This window comes from Streptomyces hydrogenans (genome assembly GCF_014656075.1).
Classification (GTDB): Bacteria; Actinomycetota; Actinomycetes; order Streptomycetales; family Streptomycetaceae; genus Streptomyces; species Streptomyces hydrogenans.
Genome location: NZ_BNBS01000021.1, coordinates 20,547 through 38,981 on the forward strand (window position 1 = coordinate 20,547; position 18,435 = coordinate 38,981).

An 18,435-nucleotide genomic window follows, 5' to 3' on the forward strand; every position below is an offset into this window, starting at 1 on the left:
AGGCGCGGCCCGGCCCGGTGCGGTGGTCTTCCGGCCTGCGCCCCTCACGGCAGCTCGCGCGGGCGGCGGACCTCCGGCATCCTCAACTTCGGCTCCGTGTGCGGGTGGTTGCGCATCTCGACCCGGAAGTCCGCCGCCTTGGAATAGTCGTGCCTGCGGAGACTGCTCTGCTCCCACGCGGCCACCAGTTCGCAGATCGGGCAGCCCGCCGTGGGTACGGCCGGCGGCAGGGGCTCCACCGAGAGCACGACCGGAGGCTCCGGGCAGGTCCCCGGCGGGCGACTCGTCGCCGGGACCGGGGTGGTGAGTACGCGGATGAGCGCGGCCTCCCCCTCGGTCGGGCGCCGCAGCCGGCCCGGCGCGGCCGTCCAGGTGGTGCCGCCGCCGGGCGGCCGCAGGTGGACGACGGACCCGTCCCAGGCGGTGACTCTGCCGAGCCGAGGGGTTCCCTCGCCGGTGTCTTCCGCCATGAACGACCCGAGGTCGGGGACGGGGGTGGGGCGGTCGCTTGCGGGCATGCGGGTGCCTCTCTGTAGCGAATCCACTACTAGGAGCACCCAGCGTGACCTACAGTCGAAGCGTCCTCAACGTACGGTCGGGTGAGGGGGAACTGTGGGCAATCGCAAGAGGCTTGACCCGGACAGCGGGCCGATGGCCGCGTACGGGGCACGTTTGCGCAGGCTGCGCGAGGAACGAGGCTGGACGCAGGAGGAGCTGGCCACGCGTACGGGCTACTCCAGCAAGCACATCTCTGGTGTTGAAATTGGTGGCAGACCCTCAACTCTCAGATTCTCGGGAGCTGTCGACGCGGCCTTCGGGCTGACCGGGACGGAACGGTCATTCGATCGGGAGTGTCGGCAGGTGCGGCACGGTGTACTTCTGGAGGGCTTCCCGGAGTACGTCGCCCAGGAGCGCAAGGCCGTCGAGATCCGTCTGTTCACGATCGGAGTCATCCCGGGACTCGTTCAGACGCCTGAGTATGCGCGGACGGTGACCGGGAGCTTCGTCTCGCGCGGAGCCGCTACGGCGGAGCAGGCCGCAGAGCGAGTGGCGTACCTGATGGAGCGCCAGAAGATCCTGGAGCAGGAGAGGCCCCCGATGCTTTTCGTCGTGATGGACGAGAGCTGCCTTCGCCGCCCCGTGGGCGGTTCTGGCGTCATGGCCGCTCAGCTCGACCGGCTCATGGAGTTCGCGGAGCGTCCGAACACCGTTGTCCAAGTGGCGCCGTTCGCCCTCGGGGAACGACGCCCGCTCGACCTTCCCCTCTACCTCCTGACCCTGCCCGACAGGTCCGTGATCTCCTACGCCGAATCGCAGTCGAGGGGCCATCTGGAGCGGGAAAACGGAGCCGTATCGTCCATGCTCACGGCCTATCATCAGCTCGCGGCGGAGTCGCTCTCGCAGGCGGACACCGTGACCATGATCAAGGAAGTACGAAAGGGCATGCTGTGACCAACGAGTCCCCTCTCTGGTTCAAGTCCTCGTTCAGTGGCAACGGCGGTGCCGACTGCGTGGAGGTCGCCCACAACCTCGTCCCCACCCTCGGCCTCGTTCCCCTCCGCGACTCGAAGGTTCCGTCCGGACCCACGGTCGCCGTCTCCGCCACCGCGTTCACCGTCTTCGTGGACTCCTTCAAGGGCCGGTAGCCGCAGCGGGCCGGGCGCCGTCCGAGGTGCGGACGGCGCCCGGCCCGGCGGGCGTGCTACAGGCTCCAGGAGAACTTCACGGCCTCCATGGGGAGGGCCTGGCCGGTGGTGCCGACCATGCCCTCCGCCTTGCAGCCGGACCGGTAGGTCGCGAAGGGGGAGGGGCGGGAGGGCTTCTGCCCCTGGTCCCGGAGCCAGCCCTCGGCCCAGATGTCGCCCTGGCCGCCGAGGCGGCTGTCGGGGCAGTAGTAGTACGAGATGGCCTCGATGGCGGTGTTCATGCCCACCGTGCCGATCTGGATGCTGTGGCTCGGGTTGGCGCACTGGTAGCCGGAGTCCCAGCCGTAGGTCGCGCGGTGGGCCTTCATGCAGAGGCTTCCGTAGTTGATCTCGACGCGCAGGGCCTCCAGGTTGCGGGCCTCGCCGATCGAGCCGGCCCACGCGCCCTGGCAGACCTTGGCCTTCCAGCCCACGTTCTGCACGTGCGGCGTGTAGCAGAGCGAGACGGCGTCGGCCTGCGCGGCGCCGCCGAAGCCCAGGGTCGCCGCGGCGGCCAGGCCGGTCGCGGCCAGGACGCGTGCCATGGTCTTGAACATGACGTGATACCCCCGTTGAGTCATGACGATCAAGGATGATCGGGGTGGATGTTAGGGGCCTCGCGTCGACTTCCTTCCGGGGTGGGCGAATCTCCGCGTGTCGTGGCCGCGCGGCGGAACTCCTAGGCTGGGGGCATGACGAACGGCACGCCGCCGCGCGACCGCGCGCAGCGCATCAAGGACGTACGGGCCCGCCTGGAGGGGGAGACGGACCTCTGGGCCGCCTCCGCCGGAACGGACGGCGTGCCGTACCTCGTGCCGCTGTCGTTCTTCTGGGACGGGGTGGACGTCTGGCTCGTCACGCGCCTGTCCAACCCGACCGGGCGGAACCTCGCGGCCCACGGCCGGACGCGTCTCGCCCTCGGCGACACCCGGGACGTCGTCCTCCTGGACGGCGAGGTCGTCACGTACACCCACGACGAGGTGCCGGACGCGGCGGCCGAGGGCTTCCGCGTCAAGACGGGCTGGAACGCGCGCCGGGCGGGTTCGGCGTACCGCTGGTTCCGGGTTCGTCCGACCGACCTCCAGGCGTGGCACGAGGAGCCGGAGCTGCCGGGGCGGCGGCTGATGACGGACGGGGAGTGGGCCGACGGCTGACGGGGGCCGTCACCAGCTCCGGTGCACGGTCGCCTTGGTGCCGGTCACCAGGCTCGCGGGCGGGACGTCGTCGGCCACGACCGCGCCGGCGGCGATCACGGCGTCACGGCCGATGGTGACGCCGGGCAGGATCATGGCGCCGGCGCCGATCCACACGTTCTCCGCCACGTCGATGGGCGCACCGGTGAGGTACAGCTTGCGCTCCTCGGGGTCGACCGGGTGGCCGCTGGTGATGAACGTGACCTTCGGTCCGATCATCACGCGTTCGGCGATCCGGATGCCGGCGTAGTCCAGGAACGTGCAGTTCTGGTTGATGAAGACGCGCTCGGCGAGGTCGAGGTTCAGGCCGTGGTCCGTGTAGAACGGCGGGTAGATCGTGACCCTCCGCGGCAGCGGCCTGCCGAGGATCCGCTCGAACAGCTCCGCCTTGCCCGCCTCGTCCTCGAAGGGGAGGACGTTCAGGCGGGAGGTGAGTTCGGTGACCCGCAGGACCCTCTCGGCCATGGCCTGGAACTCGGCGCTGTGGATCCGCATGAGACGGTCGCTGGACATGTCACGGTCCTTGTCTGTGTGCCGGAGGCGGACGAGGGCGCCCGGGACCGTGGCGTGACGGGTGGCCCGGATGCCCTCGTGACGGCACTCTAGGGGACCCCGTGAGGCCCCGGCCGGGAACGAAATCCAGGTGCGGGGGAGCGGGGCCGGGGCGTAGGGTGCCGTGCGTGTCCAGCCCCGAGGCATCCAGAGCGGGGGGCTTTCGGTCCCGCCGTCAGCCCCTGAGCCTCCGCCTTTCCTGAGCCGGTGATCACCTCACCGACCGCCGCCGCGCGCAGCGCCGTGCGGCCGGTCGGCTGTGCCCCCGTGCTCCTGGGCAGGGAGGGGGCGGGCCGGCGGCGGTGACGAGACGACGTCCACCGTTCTCGCCTCACCTCGGAGCCTTCCGTGCCCCAGCCCCAGCCCGGTTCACCGTCCCCGTCCCGGCCCCAAGTCCAGTCGCAGTCCCAGCCCCAGCCGAGTCGGCGTGCGCTGCCCCTTCCCCTGCCGCTCTACCTCCTCGCCCTCGCCGTGTTCGCCATGGGCACCTCGGAGTTCATGCTCGCCGGCCTGCTGCCGGACCTCGCCCGCGACCTGGGGGTGAGCGTCGGCGCCGCCGGGGCGCTCACCTCCGCCTTCGCGGTCGGGATGGTGATCGGCGCGCCGCTCATGGCCGTGCTCGCGCGCGGCCGGACCGGGCGGTCCGGGCTGCTCGGATTCGTGCTCGTCTTCCTCGCCGCCCATGTGGCCGGGGCCCTGACGACCAGCTTCGTCGTCCTCCTGGCGAGCCGGGTCGTGGCCGCCCTCGCGAACGCGGGCTTCCTCGCCCTGGCCCTCACCACGGCGATCGCCATGGTTCCGGCGGACCGCACGGCGCGGGCGCTCGCGGTCCTCCTCGGCGGGACGACCGTCGCCACCGTCGTCGGCGTCCCCGGCGGTGCCCTGCTCGGGGCCCACGCCGGGTGGCGGGCCGCCTTCTGGGCGGTCGCCGTGCTCTGCGTACCGGCCGCGCTCGGCATCCTGCGGGGTGTGCCCGCGGCCGAGCCGAGCCCGGAAGGGCCCTCTCTGCGCGCCGAGTTCGGTGTGCTGCGCGAGCCCGGGCTCGCGCGGGTGCTCGTCCTGGCCGCGCTCGTGAACGCCGCCACCTTCGGCTCCTTCACCTTCCTCGCCCCGGTGGTGACCGGCCCGGCCGGGCTCACTTCCTCCTGGGTCTCCGCGGCCCTGATGCTGTTCGGGGCGGGGTCCTTCGCCGGGGTGACGGCGGCGGGACGGCTCGGGGACCGGCACGCCGGCCGGGTCCTCGCCGTCGGAGGGCCGCTGCTGCTCGTGGGCTGGGTCGCCCTCGCCGTCCTGGCGGACCGTCCGGCGGTCCTGCCGGCCCTTCTGTTCGTCCAGGGCGCGCTGTCCTTCGCCGTCGGCGGCACGCTGATCGCCCGGATCCTGTACGAGGCCGCGGGCGCGCCCGCGCTCGCCGGGGCCTACGCCACCGCCGCCCTCAACGTGGGCGCCGTGGTGGGGCCGTTGCTCGCCGCGACGGTGCTGGGACGGCCGACGGGGCCGTTCCTGCTGAGCGCGGGGCTCGTCGCCGCCGCGCTGGCGTTCGCGGCGGTCAGCGGTAGTCGTCGGGGTGGTCCTGCATCCAGGTGTTGATGAAGTCGCGGGTGGCGATGAGCTGCTTCTCGTGCTTCTTCAGGTTCTCGAAGGAGGCGTCGCCACCGAGCCGCTCGTTGAGCTCGGTCATCTTCCGGATCGGCTCGGGGAAGTGTCCGGGCCCCTTGGGGTCGTTCTTCATCGCCTGGTCCATTTCCTGGAGTTCCTTGTTCACGCGGCCCAGGAAGTAGCCGCAGTCCTGCGCGCAGGAGTCGTTGAGCGTGGCCTGGAGGGTCGCGAAGGCGTCGCGGACCTTCTCGCCCGAGGAGGGGGCGTACGGGTCGACGGTGGAGCCGGCGGTGGCGGGCGCGGAGTCGTCGGGCAGGGCGCCGGCCGCCTCGGGCGGGGCCGTGGGCTCGGCGGCCGTCGTCGCCGTCGCCGATGTGCCCGGCCCTCCCGCCGGGCGGTCGGGCTCGGGGATCGTGCCGCAGGAGACGGCCAGGGCCGCCAGGACGGCGGCGACCAGTGCGGTGTTGCGTACGGACGTCGTGCCGGTCATGTGGGTCCCCCCGTGGTCATCGATCGGGAGAGCCTAGCCCTGAAATGCCCGGGGCCCGGCGCCGGATGACGCCGGTGCCGGGCCCCGGGGGCGCCCCGCCGGGCCCGGAGGAGGCCGGCGGGACGCCCGGTGTGCCGTGCTTCTCCGGTCCCTCAGCCGGAGAAGCCGACGTGCGCGAGCCGGACCGGCCCGCGCAGCTCGACGCGGAGGTCCGTCACGTCGCGGACGTGACAGGGCGCCCCCGCGAGGACGTAGGCGTACGGGCCGTCCGTGGGCTCCACCGTCACCCGGGCCAGCGCGTCCCGGGCCGTACCGGCGAAGAACGTCACCTCGCCCGCCCCGGCGGCCGTCACCGCCAGCTCCGTCACGCCGTCGCCGAAGTCGCAGGCGCGGAAGAGGAGCGTGCCCGGCGCGGCCGGATCCGCCGGGGTCACCGCGTCGCCGGAGACCCGGGAGCGGTCCACGATGACGGTGCCGGTCTGCTCGTCGTAGTCCGCCGCCCCGATCCCCGCCTCCAGGACCGGGCGCGGGCCCGGCGCGGTGCCCGCGAGCTCCAGGCGGACGGTCCGGCGGGAGTCCGCCGAGGACGGGCCGGCCAGGAACTCGTACGGCCCCGGCTCCACCGACCACCGCCCGTGCGCCACGTCCCAGTGGCCGAGCGCCCGCAGCGGCACCGTGAAGGAGGGCGTCGCCGTGGCGCCCGGGGCCAGGTGGATCCGCTCGTGGGCGACGAGCGCCCGGTGCGGGCGCGGCACCGACGGGGCGAGCGCCCGGGCGTACACCTGGACGACCTCGTCCGAGGCGACGGCGCCCGTGTTGGTGACGGCGCAGGAGAGGCGCACCGCGTCGCCGTCCACGGCGGCCGTCAGTCCCTCGTAGCCGAAGCTCGTGTAGGTGAGGCCGTGGCCGAAGGGGAAGAGCGGGGTGCCGTCGAAGTAGAGGTAGGTCTGCCGGCCGCCGATGACGTCGTAGTCGAACAGGTCCGGCAGGTCGGCGTCGGAGCCGTACCAGGTCTGCGGCAGCCGTCCGGCGGGGGAGACGTCCCCGGCGAGGACGCGGGCCAGCGCGGTGCCGGCGGCCTGGCCGCCGTGCGCGGTCCACAGCAGCGCCGGGAGCGCCGCCGCCGCGTCGGGCACCGCGTACGGGTAGGAGGAGACGAGGACGAGGGCCGTGCGCGGATTGGCCGCGTGCGCCGCCCGCCACAGCCGGTCCTGGTGCGGCGGCAGCGCCAGTGTCGTGCGGTCCTCGGTCTCCCGGCCGTTGATGTGCGGGTCGTTCCCGGCGACCACGATCACCGTGTCGGCGCCCGCGGCGGCCCGTGCCACGGCGTCCTCGCCGCGCTCGACGGTCTCCACGGAGAAGATCCCGGCTTCTTCGCGTCCGGCGGCAACCTTCGCGCCGTCGGCGGCGACAGAGACGTAGCCCCCCGTCCCCAGGTGCAGCAGGAGGTGACCGTCACCGTGGGCCTCGAACCGGAACGTCTCCTGGACGACCCAGCCCCCGGGCTCGTCCGCCGAGGCGCGGACCAGGCCGTCCCCGGCCACCGACAGGTAGCGGCCGTCCGGGGCGCGCAGGGTCAGCACCCCGTCGCCCCAGTCGATCAGGTCGAGGACCGTGCCCTCCGCGTCGGCGGTCAGCGGCGGCAGGTCCGTGCGGCCGGCGAGCAGCGCCGGGTCGAGCGCGATCTCCGCGTCCCGCCCCGGCTCCTCGTCCGTGACGTCCGGGACGCGCAGCGCCCGCCCGTCGGCGGTCCGCAGCCGGATCCGGTCCACGCCCTCCGCGAAGTCCACCCGGTCCGCGCCGAACCGCTCCCGGACGCCGTCCAGCGGGGAGGAGCGGTGCAGCCGCGCGCCGCTGTACCAGTCGAGTTTGGCGGCGTCGGCGAGCAGCCCGACGACCGCGATCCGGCCGCCGCCGGCCAGCGGCAGCAGCGGGGTCCCGTCCCCGGCCGGTTCGTTGCGCAGCAGGACGAGCGCCGCCTCCGCCGCCTCGCGCGCCAGCGCGCGGTGTTCCGCCGTGTCGTACGCGGACTCTTGGGCGTACGGGTCGAGTTCCGGGTCGAACTCGCCGAGCAGGAAGCGCACGGTCAGCTGTCTGCGCACGGCCCGGTCCACGTCCTCCTGGTCGATCAGGCCCCGCTCCAGGGCCCGTTCGAGCCGGCCGAGGATCACCGAGCTGTCGGTGCCGTGGTCGGTGAAGGAGTCGACGCCCGCGCGCAGCGCCGCCGCGACGGCCTCCTCGTGGCTGTCGAAGTACGCCTGCGGGTCGCCGAGGTTGCTCGGCGCGCCCGCGTCGGAGCAGACGAGCAGCTCCCGGTCGGTCCAGGCGCGCAGCTCCGACCCCAGGTACGGGGAAAGGTGGTTGGGCCTGCCGTTGACCAGGTTGTAGGCGGGCATCACGCCCGCGACCGTGCCCGCCTCGACGGCGCCGCGGAAGGCCGGCAGGTCGTACTCGTGGAGGACGCGCGGCCGGACGGAGGCCGAGGAGGTGTCGCGGGCGGTCTCGTTGTTGTGCGCGAGCCAGTGCTTGAGCACCGGCGCCGTGCGCCAGTACGTCGGATGGTCGCCGCGCAGTCCGCGGGTGAAGGCGACGGCGATCGCGGAGGTGAGCGCCGGGTCCTCGGAGTAGCCCTCCTCGCCGCGCCCCCACAGCGGGTTGCGCAGCAGGTTCACCGTGGGCGCCCACACGTTCAGGCCGACCCGCTCGTCCTTGGCGCGCATCGCCCGCGCCTCGCGGGAGACGGCCTCGCCGACCCGGCGGACCAGCGCGGGGTGCCAGCTCGCGCCGAGGCCGACGGCCTGCGGGAAGACGGTCGCCGGGCCCATCCAGGCGACGCCGTGCAGGGCCTCCTGGCCGGTGCGGAAGGCGGCCAGGCCGAGGCGTTCGACTCCGGGCGTGAACTGGTGGAGCAGGGCGAGGCGTTCGGCGGGGGTGAGGCGGCCGAGGAGGTCGGCGACGCGTGCGTCGACGGGGAGGGCCGGGTCACGGAAGGGCGGCCGGTCTGCGGTCACGTACGAGTCCCTTGGACGGCGGTCGCCGGACGGCGGCCGGAAGTTTCGAAGCGCTTCGATGCTCAAGCGCGCCGGGATGGGTGTCAAGGTCCCCGGCCGCTTCACTTCACCTCTTGGCCACAGGAGTTGAAGGCAACCCGGCTTCCCGGGCGGCACTTCGAGAAACTCCTGAACGACTCTTGCCGCGCCTGTGACCGTCACTTAACCTCGCAGCAACATCGAAGCGCTTCGACTCACCGGCGGCGACCCGCCGCGCCCGTCGCCGCGCTCCCGGGGCCCCGCCCCGCCCGCACCCCGCACCTTGCTCCATCTCCATCACCGCAGCCGGCCGGCGACCCCTCGGGCGCCGCGTGTCCTGGCGCGTGCCATGAAGGGTTGACGCAATGACGCCGAACGCCGCCTCCACGGGCTCCCCGAGAACCGAACAGAGCCGGAGGGGCTTCCTCGCCACCGGCGCCGTCGCCGCCGTCGCGGTCGCCGGCGGAGCCCCGCTGCTCACCGCCTGCGGCGGCGGTGGCGACACGGGGAAGAAGGACGGCACCACCAGCGGCAAGGACGCCGCCAGGATCCTCCCCGCCTTCGTGGCCAGCGAGGTCGTGCCCGCCGACGTCCCCGCGCGAAACGGCTCCGCCGCCGGCTTCACCCGCGCCATCCCCGCCGCCGAACTCAAGACTTCCGTCACCGAGAAGCTCGGCAAGGGCGGCGCGCTCACCGTCATGGCACCCTTCTGGGGCACCCCGCCCGCCCCCGGCAACCCGTACTACAAGGCCATGGACGAGGCCATCGGCGTCCAGGTCACCTGGCAGAACCAGGACGGCAACGTCTACGACCAGAAGCTCGGCGCCGTCCTCGCCTCCAGCGACATCCCCGACCTCGTCGTCGTCCCCGGCTGGAACCTCGGCGGCAAGATCCCCAGCGCCGTCGACGCCAAGTTCGAGGACCTCGGCCCGTACCTCTCCGGCGACAAGGTCAAGGCGTACCCCAACCTCGCCGCCATCCCCACCGACGCCTGGCAGCGCGGCATCTTCGGCGGCAAGCTCCGCGGCCTGCCGATGCCCGCCTCCTACGTCACCAACATCGCGCCCTTCTACCGCAAGGACCTCTTCGACGCGAAGGGCTGGCAACTCCCGAAGAGCGCCGACGAGTTCCTCGCCCTCGCCAAGGAGATCACCAGCGCCAAGGCCAAGGTGTGGGCCTGCGCCGACATGACCTGGACCGCCTGGAACATGTTCGGCGTCCTCAACGGCAGCGACAAGGCGCTGGGCTGGAACCTCGTCGACGGCAAGCTGGTCAACCGCATCGAGACCCCCGAGTACCTCGAAGCCCTCGAATGGACCCGCAAGCTCTTCGACGCCGGCGTCGTCCACCCCGACGAGAAGGCCCAGAACCAGGGCGACTCCGCCGTCCGCTTCACCTCCGGCCAGTGCCTCATGTACAACAACGACCTCTCCCACTGGTACGGCAAGACCGCCGAGATGGCCGCCCAGAACCCGAGGTTCGCCATGGCCGCCATGGACATCCCCGGCCACGCCGGAGGCAGCCCGCAGCTGTGGGCCACCAACCCCGCCAACATCTGGTCCTTCGTCCGCAAGGGCGCCCCCAAGGCGGTCGTCGAGGACGCCCTCGCCATCGCGAACTTCACCGCCGCGCCCTACGGCACCAAGGAGCGCATGCTCACCGACTACGGCGTCGAAGGCGTCCACCACACCGTCAAGGACGGGCTGCCCGTCAAGACCGACGCGGGCAACCAGGAGGTCAGCAGCTCCTGGATGTTCGTCGCCAGCCCCGCCCCCTACCTCGCCCACCCCGACATGCCGGAGATCACCAAGGCGCAGGTCGCGTGGCAGCAGCGAATGGGAGCCCTCACCCGCAAGTCCTCCTTCTACGGCCTCACCATCGCCGAGCCCGGCCGGTGGACCGGCCTCATGAACGACTTCGAGCAGCTGGAGAAGGACATCGTCCGCGGCCGCAAGAAGCTCTCCGACATGCAGCAGGCCGTCTCGGAGTGGAAGTCCAAGGGCGGCGACCAGCTCCGCGACTGGTACAAGAAGCTCCTCGACACCACCGGCTCCGCGGCGAGCTGACGTGAACAGGCACGACACCACCGACCGCCGGCCGAGGACCCTCGGCCGGCGGCTCCGGCGCGACCGCGTCCTCCTGCTGATGACGCTCCCCGCCCTCGTCCTCGTCCTCGTCTTCAACTACGTCCCGATCCTCGGGAACGTCGTCGCCTTCCAGGACTACGACCCCTACGTCTCCACCAACGGCGTCACCGCCGTCCTGGAGTCCCCCTGGGTCGGCCTCGCGCAGTTCGACCGGGTCCTGTCCGACCCCTCCTTCTGGGCCGCCGTCGAGAACACCCTCGTCTTCTTCGTCCTCCAACTGCTGCTCTTCTTCCCCGTCCCCATCGCCCTCGCCCTGCTCGTGCACAGCCTGCTGCGACCCCGGATCCGCGCCTTCGTCCAGGCCGTGCTCTACCTCCCGCACTTCTTCTCCTGGGTCATCGTCATCACCGTCTTCCAGCAGATCTTCGGCGGCGCCGGCGTCATCGCCCAGACCCTGCGCGAACACGGCCACGAGGGCTTCGACCTGATGACCGACCCCGGCGTCTTCAAGTTCCTCGTCACCGCCGAGGGCATCTGGAAGGACGCCGGCTGGGGCGTCATCGTCTTCCTCGCCGCGCTCGCCGCCGTCGACCAGTCCCTCTACGAGGCCGCCGCCATGGACGGCGCCGACCGGTGGCGCCGCATGTGGCACGTCACCCTGCCCGCGCTCCGCCCCGTCATCGCCCTCCTCCTCGTCCTGCGCGTCGGCGACGCCCTCACCGTCGGCTTCGAGCAACTGCTCCTCCAACGCGACGCCGTCGGACCCGGCGCCGCCGAAGTCCTCGACACCTTCGTCTGGTGGACCGGCCTGCGCAGCCAGGACTTCAGCTACGCCGCCGCGGCCGGACTCATCAAGGGGATCGTCGGCCTCGCCCTCGTCCTCACCGCGAACAAGGTCGCCCACCTCATGGGCGAACAGGGGGTGTACCGCAAGTGACCCAGCGCGTCCTCGAACGGCCCGCGCCGCCGCCCGCCCGCACCACCGCCGCCCGCCGCTCCCGGTGGGCGGCGCCCGCCCGCCCCGTCTGGGAGGAGCCGCCCACCCGGGCCGGACTCACCGCCAAGGCGGCGCTCCTCGCCGCCGCCTGCCTCGCCGTCCTCGTCCCGCTCTGGATCGTCGTCGTCACCAGCCTCTCCAGCAAGCAAACGATCACCGAGGCCGGCGGACTGGTCATCGTCCCCCGGGACCTCACCCTCATCGCCTACCGCGAACTGCTCAGCGGCGGACAGGTCACCCGCGCCGTCCTCGTCAGCCTCGGCGTCACCCTCGCCGGCACCCTCTTCTCGATGACGGTCTCCGTCCTCGCCGCCTACGGCCTGTCCCGGCCCGGCTCCCTCGGACACCGCGCCCTCCTCTTCACGCTGATGGGCACGATGTTCTTCGGCGCCGGCCTCATCCCCACCTACCTCCTGGTGCAGAGCCTCGGCCTCACCGACACCTACCTCGCGCTGATCCTCCCCAGCGCCGTCAGCGTCTTCAACATCCTCGTCCTGCGCGCCTTCTTCATGGGCATCTCGCCCGAACTCGTCGACAGCGCCCGCATCGACGGCGCCGGCGACCTGCGCATCCTGTGGACCATCGTGATGCCGCTCTCCCGCGCGGTGATCGCCGTCATCACCCTCTTCTACGCGGTCGGCTACTGGAGCGCCTGGTTCAACGCCTCCATCTACCTCAACGACCAGAACATGATGCCGCTCCAGAACGTCCTCATCCAGCTCGCCCAGAAGCAGGAGATCCCCGTCGGCCTCGGCCAGGCCGTCAAGGCCGGGAACCTCTCCGGACTCGCCGTCCAGATGGCCGTCATGGTCCTCGCCCTGCTGCCCGTCGCCGTCCTCTCGCCCTTCGTCCAGAAGCACTTCAAGAAGGGCATGCTCACCGGCGCGGTCAAGGGCTGACCCCGCACCCACCTACCGGAAGAACCCGCATGCCGAGCCTCGACGACCTCACCCGCCCGCCCGGCCGCCCCGGCCGCGTCCTCTACGGCGGCGACTGGAACCCCGAACAGTGGCCGGAGGACACCTGGCCCGAGGACCTGCGACTGATGCGCCGGGCCGGCGTCACCACCGTCACCCTCGGCGTCTTCTCCTGGTCCCGGCTCGAACCCGAGCCGGGCGCACGCGAGTTCGGCTGGCTCGACCGGCTCATGGACCTCACCCACGCGCACGGCGTCGACGTCGTCCTCGCCACCCCCACCGCCTCCCCGCCGCCCTGGCTCGGCCGCCGCCACCCCGAGTCGCTGCCCCGAGACGAGGACGGCCGCACCGAATGGTGGGGCTCCCGCCAGCACTTCTCCCACTCCAGCCCCGCCTACCGCCGCCACGCCGCCGCGATCACCGAGGACCTCGCCGCCCGCTACGCCGCCCACCCGGCCCTCGTCATGTGGCACATCAACAACGAGTACTGCACCCACGACTGGGGCGACGAGGCCGCCCGCACCTTCCGCACCTGGCTCCAGGACCGGTACGGCACCCTCGACGCCCTCAACACCGCCTGGGGCACCGACTTCTGGAGCCAGCGGTACGCCGCCTGGGAGGAGGTCCTGCCCCCGCGCCGCGCCCACTACCTCCGCAACCCCGCCCACGTCCTCGACTTCCGCCGCTACACCTCCGACCAGCTCCTGGAGTGCTACCGCGCCGAACGCGACATCGTCCGCAAGCACACCCCCCACCTCCCGGTCACCACCAACTTCATGCCCTTCTGGTCCGGACAGGACGGCTGGGCCTGGGCCGCCGAGGAGGACGTCGTCTCCGTCGACGTCTACCCCGACCCCGCCGAGCCCCGCGCGGGCGGCCACGAGAACGCCCTCGTCGCCGACCTCACCCGCGCCGAGGCCGGCGGCCGCCCCTGGATGGTCATGGAACAGGCCGCCGGCGCCGTCAACTGGCGCCCCGTCAACCACCCCAAGCCCGAAGGGCTCAACCGGCTCTGGACCCTCCAGGCCGTCGCCCGCGGCGCCGACGCCGTGCACTACTTCCAGTGGCGCCCCTCCCGCCAGGGCGCCGAGAAGTTCCACTCCGGCATGCTCGGCCACAGCGGCGAACACGGCCGCGCCTTCCGCGAGACCGTCCGCATCGGCGCCGACCTCGCCCGCCTCGGCCCCCGCGTCGCCGGCAGCCGCCTCCCCGACGGCGGCGTCGCCCTCCTCCACGACTGGGACTCCTGGTGGGCCGGCCGCCACGAGGGCGCCCTCTCCGCCCACCTCGACCAGGGCGACCTGGTCCGCGCCTGGCACCGCGCCCTCTGGGACGCCGGCCTCCCCGTCACCTTCGCCCACCCCCACCACGACCTGACCGCCCACCCCCTCGTCGTCGTCCCCCACCTCTACCTCCTCGACGACACCGCGATCGACGCCCTGGAGCGGTACGTCTCCGGCGGCGGCCGCCTCGTCTGCGGCTTCTTCACCGGCGTCGCCGACCCCGACGACCGGATCCGCCCCGGTGGCACGGACGCCCGCCTCCGCGCGCTCCTCGGCATCGACCGGATCGACGAGTGGTGGCCCCTCGCCCCCGGCGAGCACGCCGACTGCGGCACCTTCCGCGGCACCCTCTGGTCCGAGGAACTCGTCCCCGCCCCCGGCACCGAGACCCTGGCCGCCTACCGGGGCGGCGCGCTCGACGGCCGCCCCGCCGTCCTCCGCCACGGCCGCGCCCGCTACCTCTCCACCCTCCCCGAACCCGACGCCCTGCGCGCCCTGCTCGCCGAAGCCGCCCACGAGGCCGGCGTCCGGCCCGCCCTCGACGGCCTGCCCGACGGCGTCGAGGCCGTCCGCCGGGGCGAGCTGCTCTTCCTGCTCCACCACGGCCCCGCCCCGGTCACCGTCGCCGTCCCGGGCCGCCACCGGGACCTGCTCACCGGCACCACCGTCGACGACACCCTCACCCTCGACCGCTTCGGCGCCGCCGTCCTGGAGGAGCACCCATGAGCGCACCCGCCCCCGCGTCCCCGCCCGCCTCCCCGGCGGGCCCCGTCCACGGCACCTGGGAACCCGCGCCCGCCGCCCGCTGGGAGGACGCCTTCCCCGCCGGGAACGGACGCCACGGGGCCCTGGTGTACGGCGACCCGGTGGACGACCGGGTGATCGTCACCCACCACACCCTCGTCCGCCCCCACCACGCCCCCGGCGACACCGACCCGCCCCGCCTCGCCGACCGGCTCCCCGCCCTCCAGGACGCCCTCCTCTCCGGCGACCCGACCGCCGCCGAGACCTTCACCGACGGCCGCCCGCTGCGCTGGATCCAGCCCTTCCACCCGGGCTTCCTCACCCGCGTCCTCGACGAGGCCCCGGCCGGCGGGCGCGCCGTGCGCCGCGAGGCCGACTTCACCACCGGCGTCGTCACCGCCACCGCGGGGCCCCGCGCCAGCCGGGTCCTCGTCTCGCGCGCCGACGACGTCCTCGTCCAGTACGTCACGGAGCCGGGCCCCCGCGTCCACGTCGAGCTCGACCACCGCCTCGACGGCGCCCCGCCCGGTCTCACCGCGGGCCGCGGCATCACCACCGCCCACGGCGAGACCGTACTCACCCTGCGCGCGGGCTACCCCGGCTCCACCCTCGGCTACACCGGCGTCACCCTCGTCCTCACCGACACCGGACGCACCACCCTCACCGACCGCGGCATCCGCGTCGAGGGCGCCCGCCGCCTCCTCCTGCTCACCCGCGTCCACCGCCACGACGGCCCCCACGACCCCGCCGGGGAGACCGCCGCCCTCCGCGCCCTCGCCGGGGAGGACGGCCCCGCCGCCGCGTACGCCCGGCTCCTCGCCCGGCACACCGCCCTGCACGGCGCCGCCTACCGCCGGGTCGCCCTCGACCTCGCCGCCGACCCCGCCGAACGGGCCCTGCCCGGCTCGGCGCTGCTGGCCCGGCCCGCCGGACCCGCCCTCCTCGAACGCCTCTTCGCCGCGGGCCGTCACCACCTCCTCTCCTCCGCCGGCCTCCACCCGCCCCGCCTGTGCGGGCTGTGGACCGGCGACTGGGACACCGCCTGGTCCGGCGGCTTCACCACCGACGCCAACCTCGCCCTCCAGACCGCCTCCGCCGTCGCCGCCGACCTGCCCGAGGTCACCGAGGCCCTCCGCACCCTGATCCGGGGCCAGCGCGCCGACTGGCGGGACAACGCCCGGGCCGTCTTCGGCACCCGGGGCGTCGTCGCCCCCGCCCACACCGACGGCGAGAGCGGCCACACGTACCACTTCGACCGGGAGTACCCCCTCCACCTGTGGACCGCCGCCGCCGACTGGCTGCTCCTCCCGCTCCTCGAAGCCGACGAGGCCGACGGCCGCCGCGACCCCTGGCTCACCGGGATGCTCCTCGAACTCGCCGACTTCTACGAGGACTTCCTCACCCGCACCGGCCCCGACGGGCACCTCGCCGTCGTCCCCTCCTACTCACCGGAGAACCGCCCGCGCGGCGGCAGCTGGGGCGCCGTCAACGCCACCATGGACCTCGCCGCCGCCCGCCACGCCCTCACCGCCGCCGCCGACCGCGCCCCCGCCGGACGGGCCGCCCGCCTCCGGGCCCTCGCCGACCGCCTCCCGCCGTACCGCGTCAACGACGACGGCGCCCTCGCCGAATGGGCCTGGCCCGGCCTCGGCGACCGCTACGACCACCGCCACCTCAGCCACCTCTACCCCGTCTGGCCGCTCGACGAGATCACTCCGTACGACACCCCCGAACAGGCCCGGGCCGCCGCCCGCGCCCTCGCCCTGCGCGGCCACGAGAACGACTCGGCCCACGGCCACCTCCACCAGGGCCTCATCGCCGCCCGGCTCGGCGACGCGGCACGCACCGGGGACGCCCTCCGCCGCGTCCTCGGCGGCGACTTCTTCCACGCCTCCCTGATGAGCGCCCACTATCCGAAGCGGGACGTCTACAACGCCGACGCCGCCCACGCCCTGCCCGCCCTCCTCGTCGAGGCGCTGGTCCGCTCCACCCCGGGCCGGCTCGTGCTGCTGCCCGCGCCGCCGCCCGGACTCTGCGCCCGCGGCCGGCTCACCGGCGTCCGCACCCGTTTCGGCGCCCGGCTCGACCTCGCCTGGGCACCGGGGGAGTACCGGGCCGTCCTGCGCCCCGCCCGGGACGCCGACGTCGAACTGTGCGCCCCCGAGGGCCGGCGGCGGCTGGCGCTCCGGGCGGGCGAGGAGCACGTCCTCGTCAGCCCGTGAGCCGGCGGGAGGGCGGCGGACCCGAACTGGCCCGCACGGTCAGCACCGGGGTGAGCAGCTCCACCCCGGTCGCGTCCGGCCCGCCCGGCCCGGTGAGCCGGGCGAACAGCCGCTCCACCGCCCGCCGTCCCAGCTCCTGCGCCGGGATCGCCACCGAGGTGAGCGGCACGGACGCCTGCGCGGCCACCGCCTCCGGGCAGACCGCGACCACCGACACGTCCTCCGGCACCGCCCGGCCGGTCCGCCGCAGCAGGGCCAGCAGCGGCTCCACCGCCGTCTCGTTCTGCACCACGAAGGCGCTGACCCCCGGGCGCTCGTCCAGGATCCGCGCCAGCACACCGGCGACGGCGTCGTGACTGCCGTCGCACGGCCGGTGCAGCAGCCCCACGCCCAGCCGCCCGGCCCGCTCGCGCAGCCCGCCGAGGGTCCGCTCGGCGAAGCCGGTGTGCCGGGCGTACACCCCGGGGGAGCCGCCGACGACGGCGATCTCCCGGTGCCCGAGCCCGGCCAGGTGCTCGACGCAGAGCGCCCCGGCCGCCGCGAAGTCCAGGTCCACGCAGTTCAGTCCGGCCGGATCGGCGGGCAGCCCGACGAGGACGGCGGGCGGGGCCGCCGCGCGCAGCACCGGCAGCCGCCCGTCGTCGAGCTGCACGTCCATGAGGATCACGGCCTCGGCGAGCCCGCTGCCGGTGACCCGGCGCAGCGCCGAGGGCCCCTCCTCGCCGGTGAGCAGCAGCACGTCGTAGCCGCGCGCCCGGGCCGTGGTGGCGACGGCCACCGCGATCTCCAGCATCACCGGCACGTACATGTCGGTGCGCAACGGCACCATCAGCGCGATGATCCGCGAGCGGCTGCTGGCGAGCGCCCTGGCGCCGGCGTGCGGCTGGTACCCGAGCTGCTCGATGCTGGCCCGGACCCGCCGCCGGGTGAGGTCGGAGATGGGCCGCTTGCCGCTCAGGACATAGCTCACCGTGCTGGCCGACACCCCGGCGTGGCGGGCGACCTCGGCAAGCGTGACCATCCGATCTCCCCTGCGGCCGGGACGGGCGAATCGCTTCGACGGAGCCGTCGGAAGATCGCTTCGACGGCTCAGCAGGACGGTAACGCGGGCGAGTTGACGTGTCCAGACTGCGGGGAGGGGCAATATCGAAGCGCTTCGACTCGTGGCGTGCGCCACCCTCCGCGCAGGGCAAACCGAACCGTTCAGTCTTGACCCTGAACCGATCGGTGTAGTTCAGTGGGTGCGCAGGGTGGCGGGCGGCCACCGGGGCGGGACGAGGGAGGCCGGAGATGTTCGCGGTGGTGTACCGGTGGCGGGTGCGGCCGGAGAAGGAGCAGCTGCTCGTCGACGGCTGGCACCGGGTGACCCTGGCGATCCGTCAGGAGTGCGGCAGCTACGGCTCCCGGCTCCACCGGGCGGACGACGGCACCTGGGTGGCGTACGCCCGCTGGCCCGACCGGGAGACCCGGGAGAAGTGCGGAACCCCCGACCCGGTGGGCGAGGCGATGATGCGCGGGGCGATCGACGAGTACTTCGCGGAGACGCGCCTCACCCTCGTCGACGACCTGCTCGCCGAGCCGGAACCCGCCTGACGGCGGTCCCGCCGGAGCGGGCCGCCGCCGGGACGCGCGGGGGC

Annotated in this window: 16 protein-coding genes; 10 read left to right on the forward strand and 6 right to left on the reverse strand. The window is 73.7% G+C overall.

The genetic code is table 11. The annotated features are described in order from the left end of the window. Positions 1-44 precede the first annotated feature (44 nt). Positions 45-518: a hypothetical protein gene (locus IE321_RS11955; protein ID WP_190222831.1), complete on the reverse strand. Its 474-nt coding sequence runs from the start codon at positions 516-518 to the stop codon at positions 45-47. A gap of 133 nt (positions 519-651) precedes the next feature. Here IE321_RS11955 and IE321_RS11960 point away from each other — a divergent pair, with 133 nt between their 5' ends. Then, complete coding sequence (locus tag IE321_RS11960; RefSeq protein WP_190222876.1) at positions 652-1,452, forward strand: helix-turn-helix domain-containing protein; 801 nt, start codon at positions 652-654, stop codon at positions 1,450-1,452. After that, positions 1,449-1,646: a DUF397 domain-containing protein gene (locus IE321_RS11965; protein ID WP_190222832.1), complete on the forward strand. Its 198-nt coding sequence runs from the start codon at positions 1,449-1,451 to the stop codon at positions 1,644-1,646. Before IE321_RS11960 ends, IE321_RS11965 begins: the two co-directional genes overlap by 4 nt. A 56-nt stretch (positions 1,647-1,702) precedes the next feature. Here IE321_RS11965 and IE321_RS11970 read toward each other — a convergent pair whose 3' ends face one another. After that, positions 1,703-2,242, reverse strand: coding sequence for a hypothetical protein (locus IE321_RS11970; RefSeq protein ID WP_229916374.1), 540 nt, complete (start codon positions 2,240-2,242; stop codon positions 1,703-1,705). Between the two features lie 135 nt (positions 2,243-2,377). Here IE321_RS11970 and IE321_RS11975 point away from each other — a divergent pair, with 135 nt between their 5' ends. After that, the gene (locus IE321_RS11975) at positions 2,378-2,839 is read left to right on the forward strand and encodes a pyridoxamine 5'-phosphate oxidase family protein (protein WP_190222834.1); all 462 of its coding nucleotides are present in this window, start codon (positions 2,378-2,380) and stop codon (positions 2,837-2,839) included. Between the two features lie 9 nt (positions 2,840-2,848). On the opposite strand, the gene IE321_RS11980 is transcribed toward IE321_RS11975, so the two are convergent. Next, positions 2,849-3,391, reverse strand: a complete 543-nt coding sequence (locus tag IE321_RS11980; RefSeq protein WP_190222835.1) for a DapH/DapD/GlmU-related protein — start codon at positions 3,389-3,391, stop codon at positions 2,849-2,851. A gap of 471 nt (positions 3,392-3,862) precedes the next feature. Here IE321_RS11980 and IE321_RS11985 point away from each other — a divergent pair, with 471 nt between their 5' ends. Further along, entirely contained in the window at positions 3,863-5,020 is a 1,158-nt protein-coding gene (locus tag IE321_RS11985) for a Cmx/CmrA family chloramphenicol efflux MFS transporter (RefSeq protein WP_308076790.1), read from the forward strand. On the opposite strand, the gene IE321_RS11990 is transcribed toward IE321_RS11985, so the two are convergent. Beyond that, positions 4,980-5,519 carry a hypothetical protein gene (locus tag IE321_RS11990; RefSeq protein ID WP_190222836.1) on the reverse strand — a complete coding sequence of 180 codons (540 nt, stop codon included), beginning with the start codon at positions 5,517-5,519 and terminating at the stop codon, positions 4,980-4,982. The two genes, IE321_RS11985 and IE321_RS11990, sit on opposite strands and share 41 nt — an antisense overlap. A 152-nt stretch (positions 5,520-5,671) precedes the next feature. Further along, complete coding sequence (locus tag IE321_RS11995; protein WP_190222837.1) at positions 5,672-8,530, reverse strand: glycoside hydrolase family 3 C-terminal domain-containing protein; 2,859 nt, start codon at positions 8,528-8,530, stop codon at positions 5,672-5,674. A 383-nt stretch (positions 8,531-8,913) separates the two neighbouring features. Here IE321_RS11995 and IE321_RS12000 point away from each other — a divergent pair, with 383 nt between their 5' ends. Genes IE321_RS12000 through IE321_RS12020 form a run of 5 tightly spaced genes read left to right on the forward strand, consistent with a single transcriptional unit; the run spans position 8,914 to position 16,798 of the window. Then, positions 8,914-10,614 (forward strand): extracellular solute-binding protein, encoded by a 1,701-nt coding sequence (locus IE321_RS12000; RefSeq protein WP_190222838.1) that lies wholly within the window; start codon positions 8,914-8,916, stop codon positions 10,612-10,614. A 1-nt stretch (position 10,615) separates the two neighbouring features. Continuing rightward, the gene (locus IE321_RS12005) at positions 10,616-11,572 is read left to right on the forward strand and encodes an ABC transporter permease (protein ID WP_226652721.1); all 957 of its coding nucleotides are present in this window, start codon (positions 10,616-10,618) and stop codon (positions 11,570-11,572) included. Beyond that, positions 11,569-12,531, forward strand: a complete 963-nt coding sequence (locus tag IE321_RS12010) for a carbohydrate ABC transporter permease (protein WP_043225613.1) — start codon at positions 11,569-11,571, stop codon at positions 12,529-12,531. The genes IE321_RS12005 and IE321_RS12010 overlap by 4 nt, the downstream gene beginning before the upstream one ends. A 29-nt stretch (positions 12,532-12,560) precedes the next feature. Then, positions 12,561-14,558: a beta-galactosidase gene (locus IE321_RS12015; RefSeq protein ID WP_190222839.1), complete on the forward strand. Its 1,998-nt coding sequence runs from the start codon at positions 12,561-12,563 to the stop codon at positions 14,556-14,558. Next, positions 14,555-16,798, forward strand: coding sequence for a glycosyl hydrolase family 95 catalytic domain-containing protein (locus tag IE321_RS12020; protein ID WP_190222840.1), 2,244 nt, complete (start codon positions 14,555-14,557; stop codon positions 16,796-16,798). The genes IE321_RS12015 and IE321_RS12020 overlap by 4 nt, the downstream gene beginning before the upstream one ends. Here IE321_RS12020 and IE321_RS12025 read toward each other — a convergent pair. Next, positions 16,788-17,819: a LacI family DNA-binding transcriptional regulator gene (locus IE321_RS12025; protein WP_190222841.1), complete on the reverse strand. Its 1,032-nt coding sequence runs from the start codon at positions 17,817-17,819 to the stop codon at positions 16,788-16,790. The two genes, IE321_RS12020 and IE321_RS12025, sit on opposite strands and share 11 nt — an antisense overlap. A 269-nt stretch (positions 17,820-18,088) precedes the next feature. Between IE321_RS12025 and IE321_RS12030 the strand changes: the two genes are divergently transcribed. Beyond that, on the forward strand, positions 18,089-18,391 hold the full coding sequence (locus tag IE321_RS12030; protein WP_043225608.1) for a putative quinol monooxygenase: 303 nt from the start codon (positions 18,089-18,091) through the stop codon (positions 18,389-18,391). Positions 18,392-18,435 lie beyond the last annotated feature (44 nt).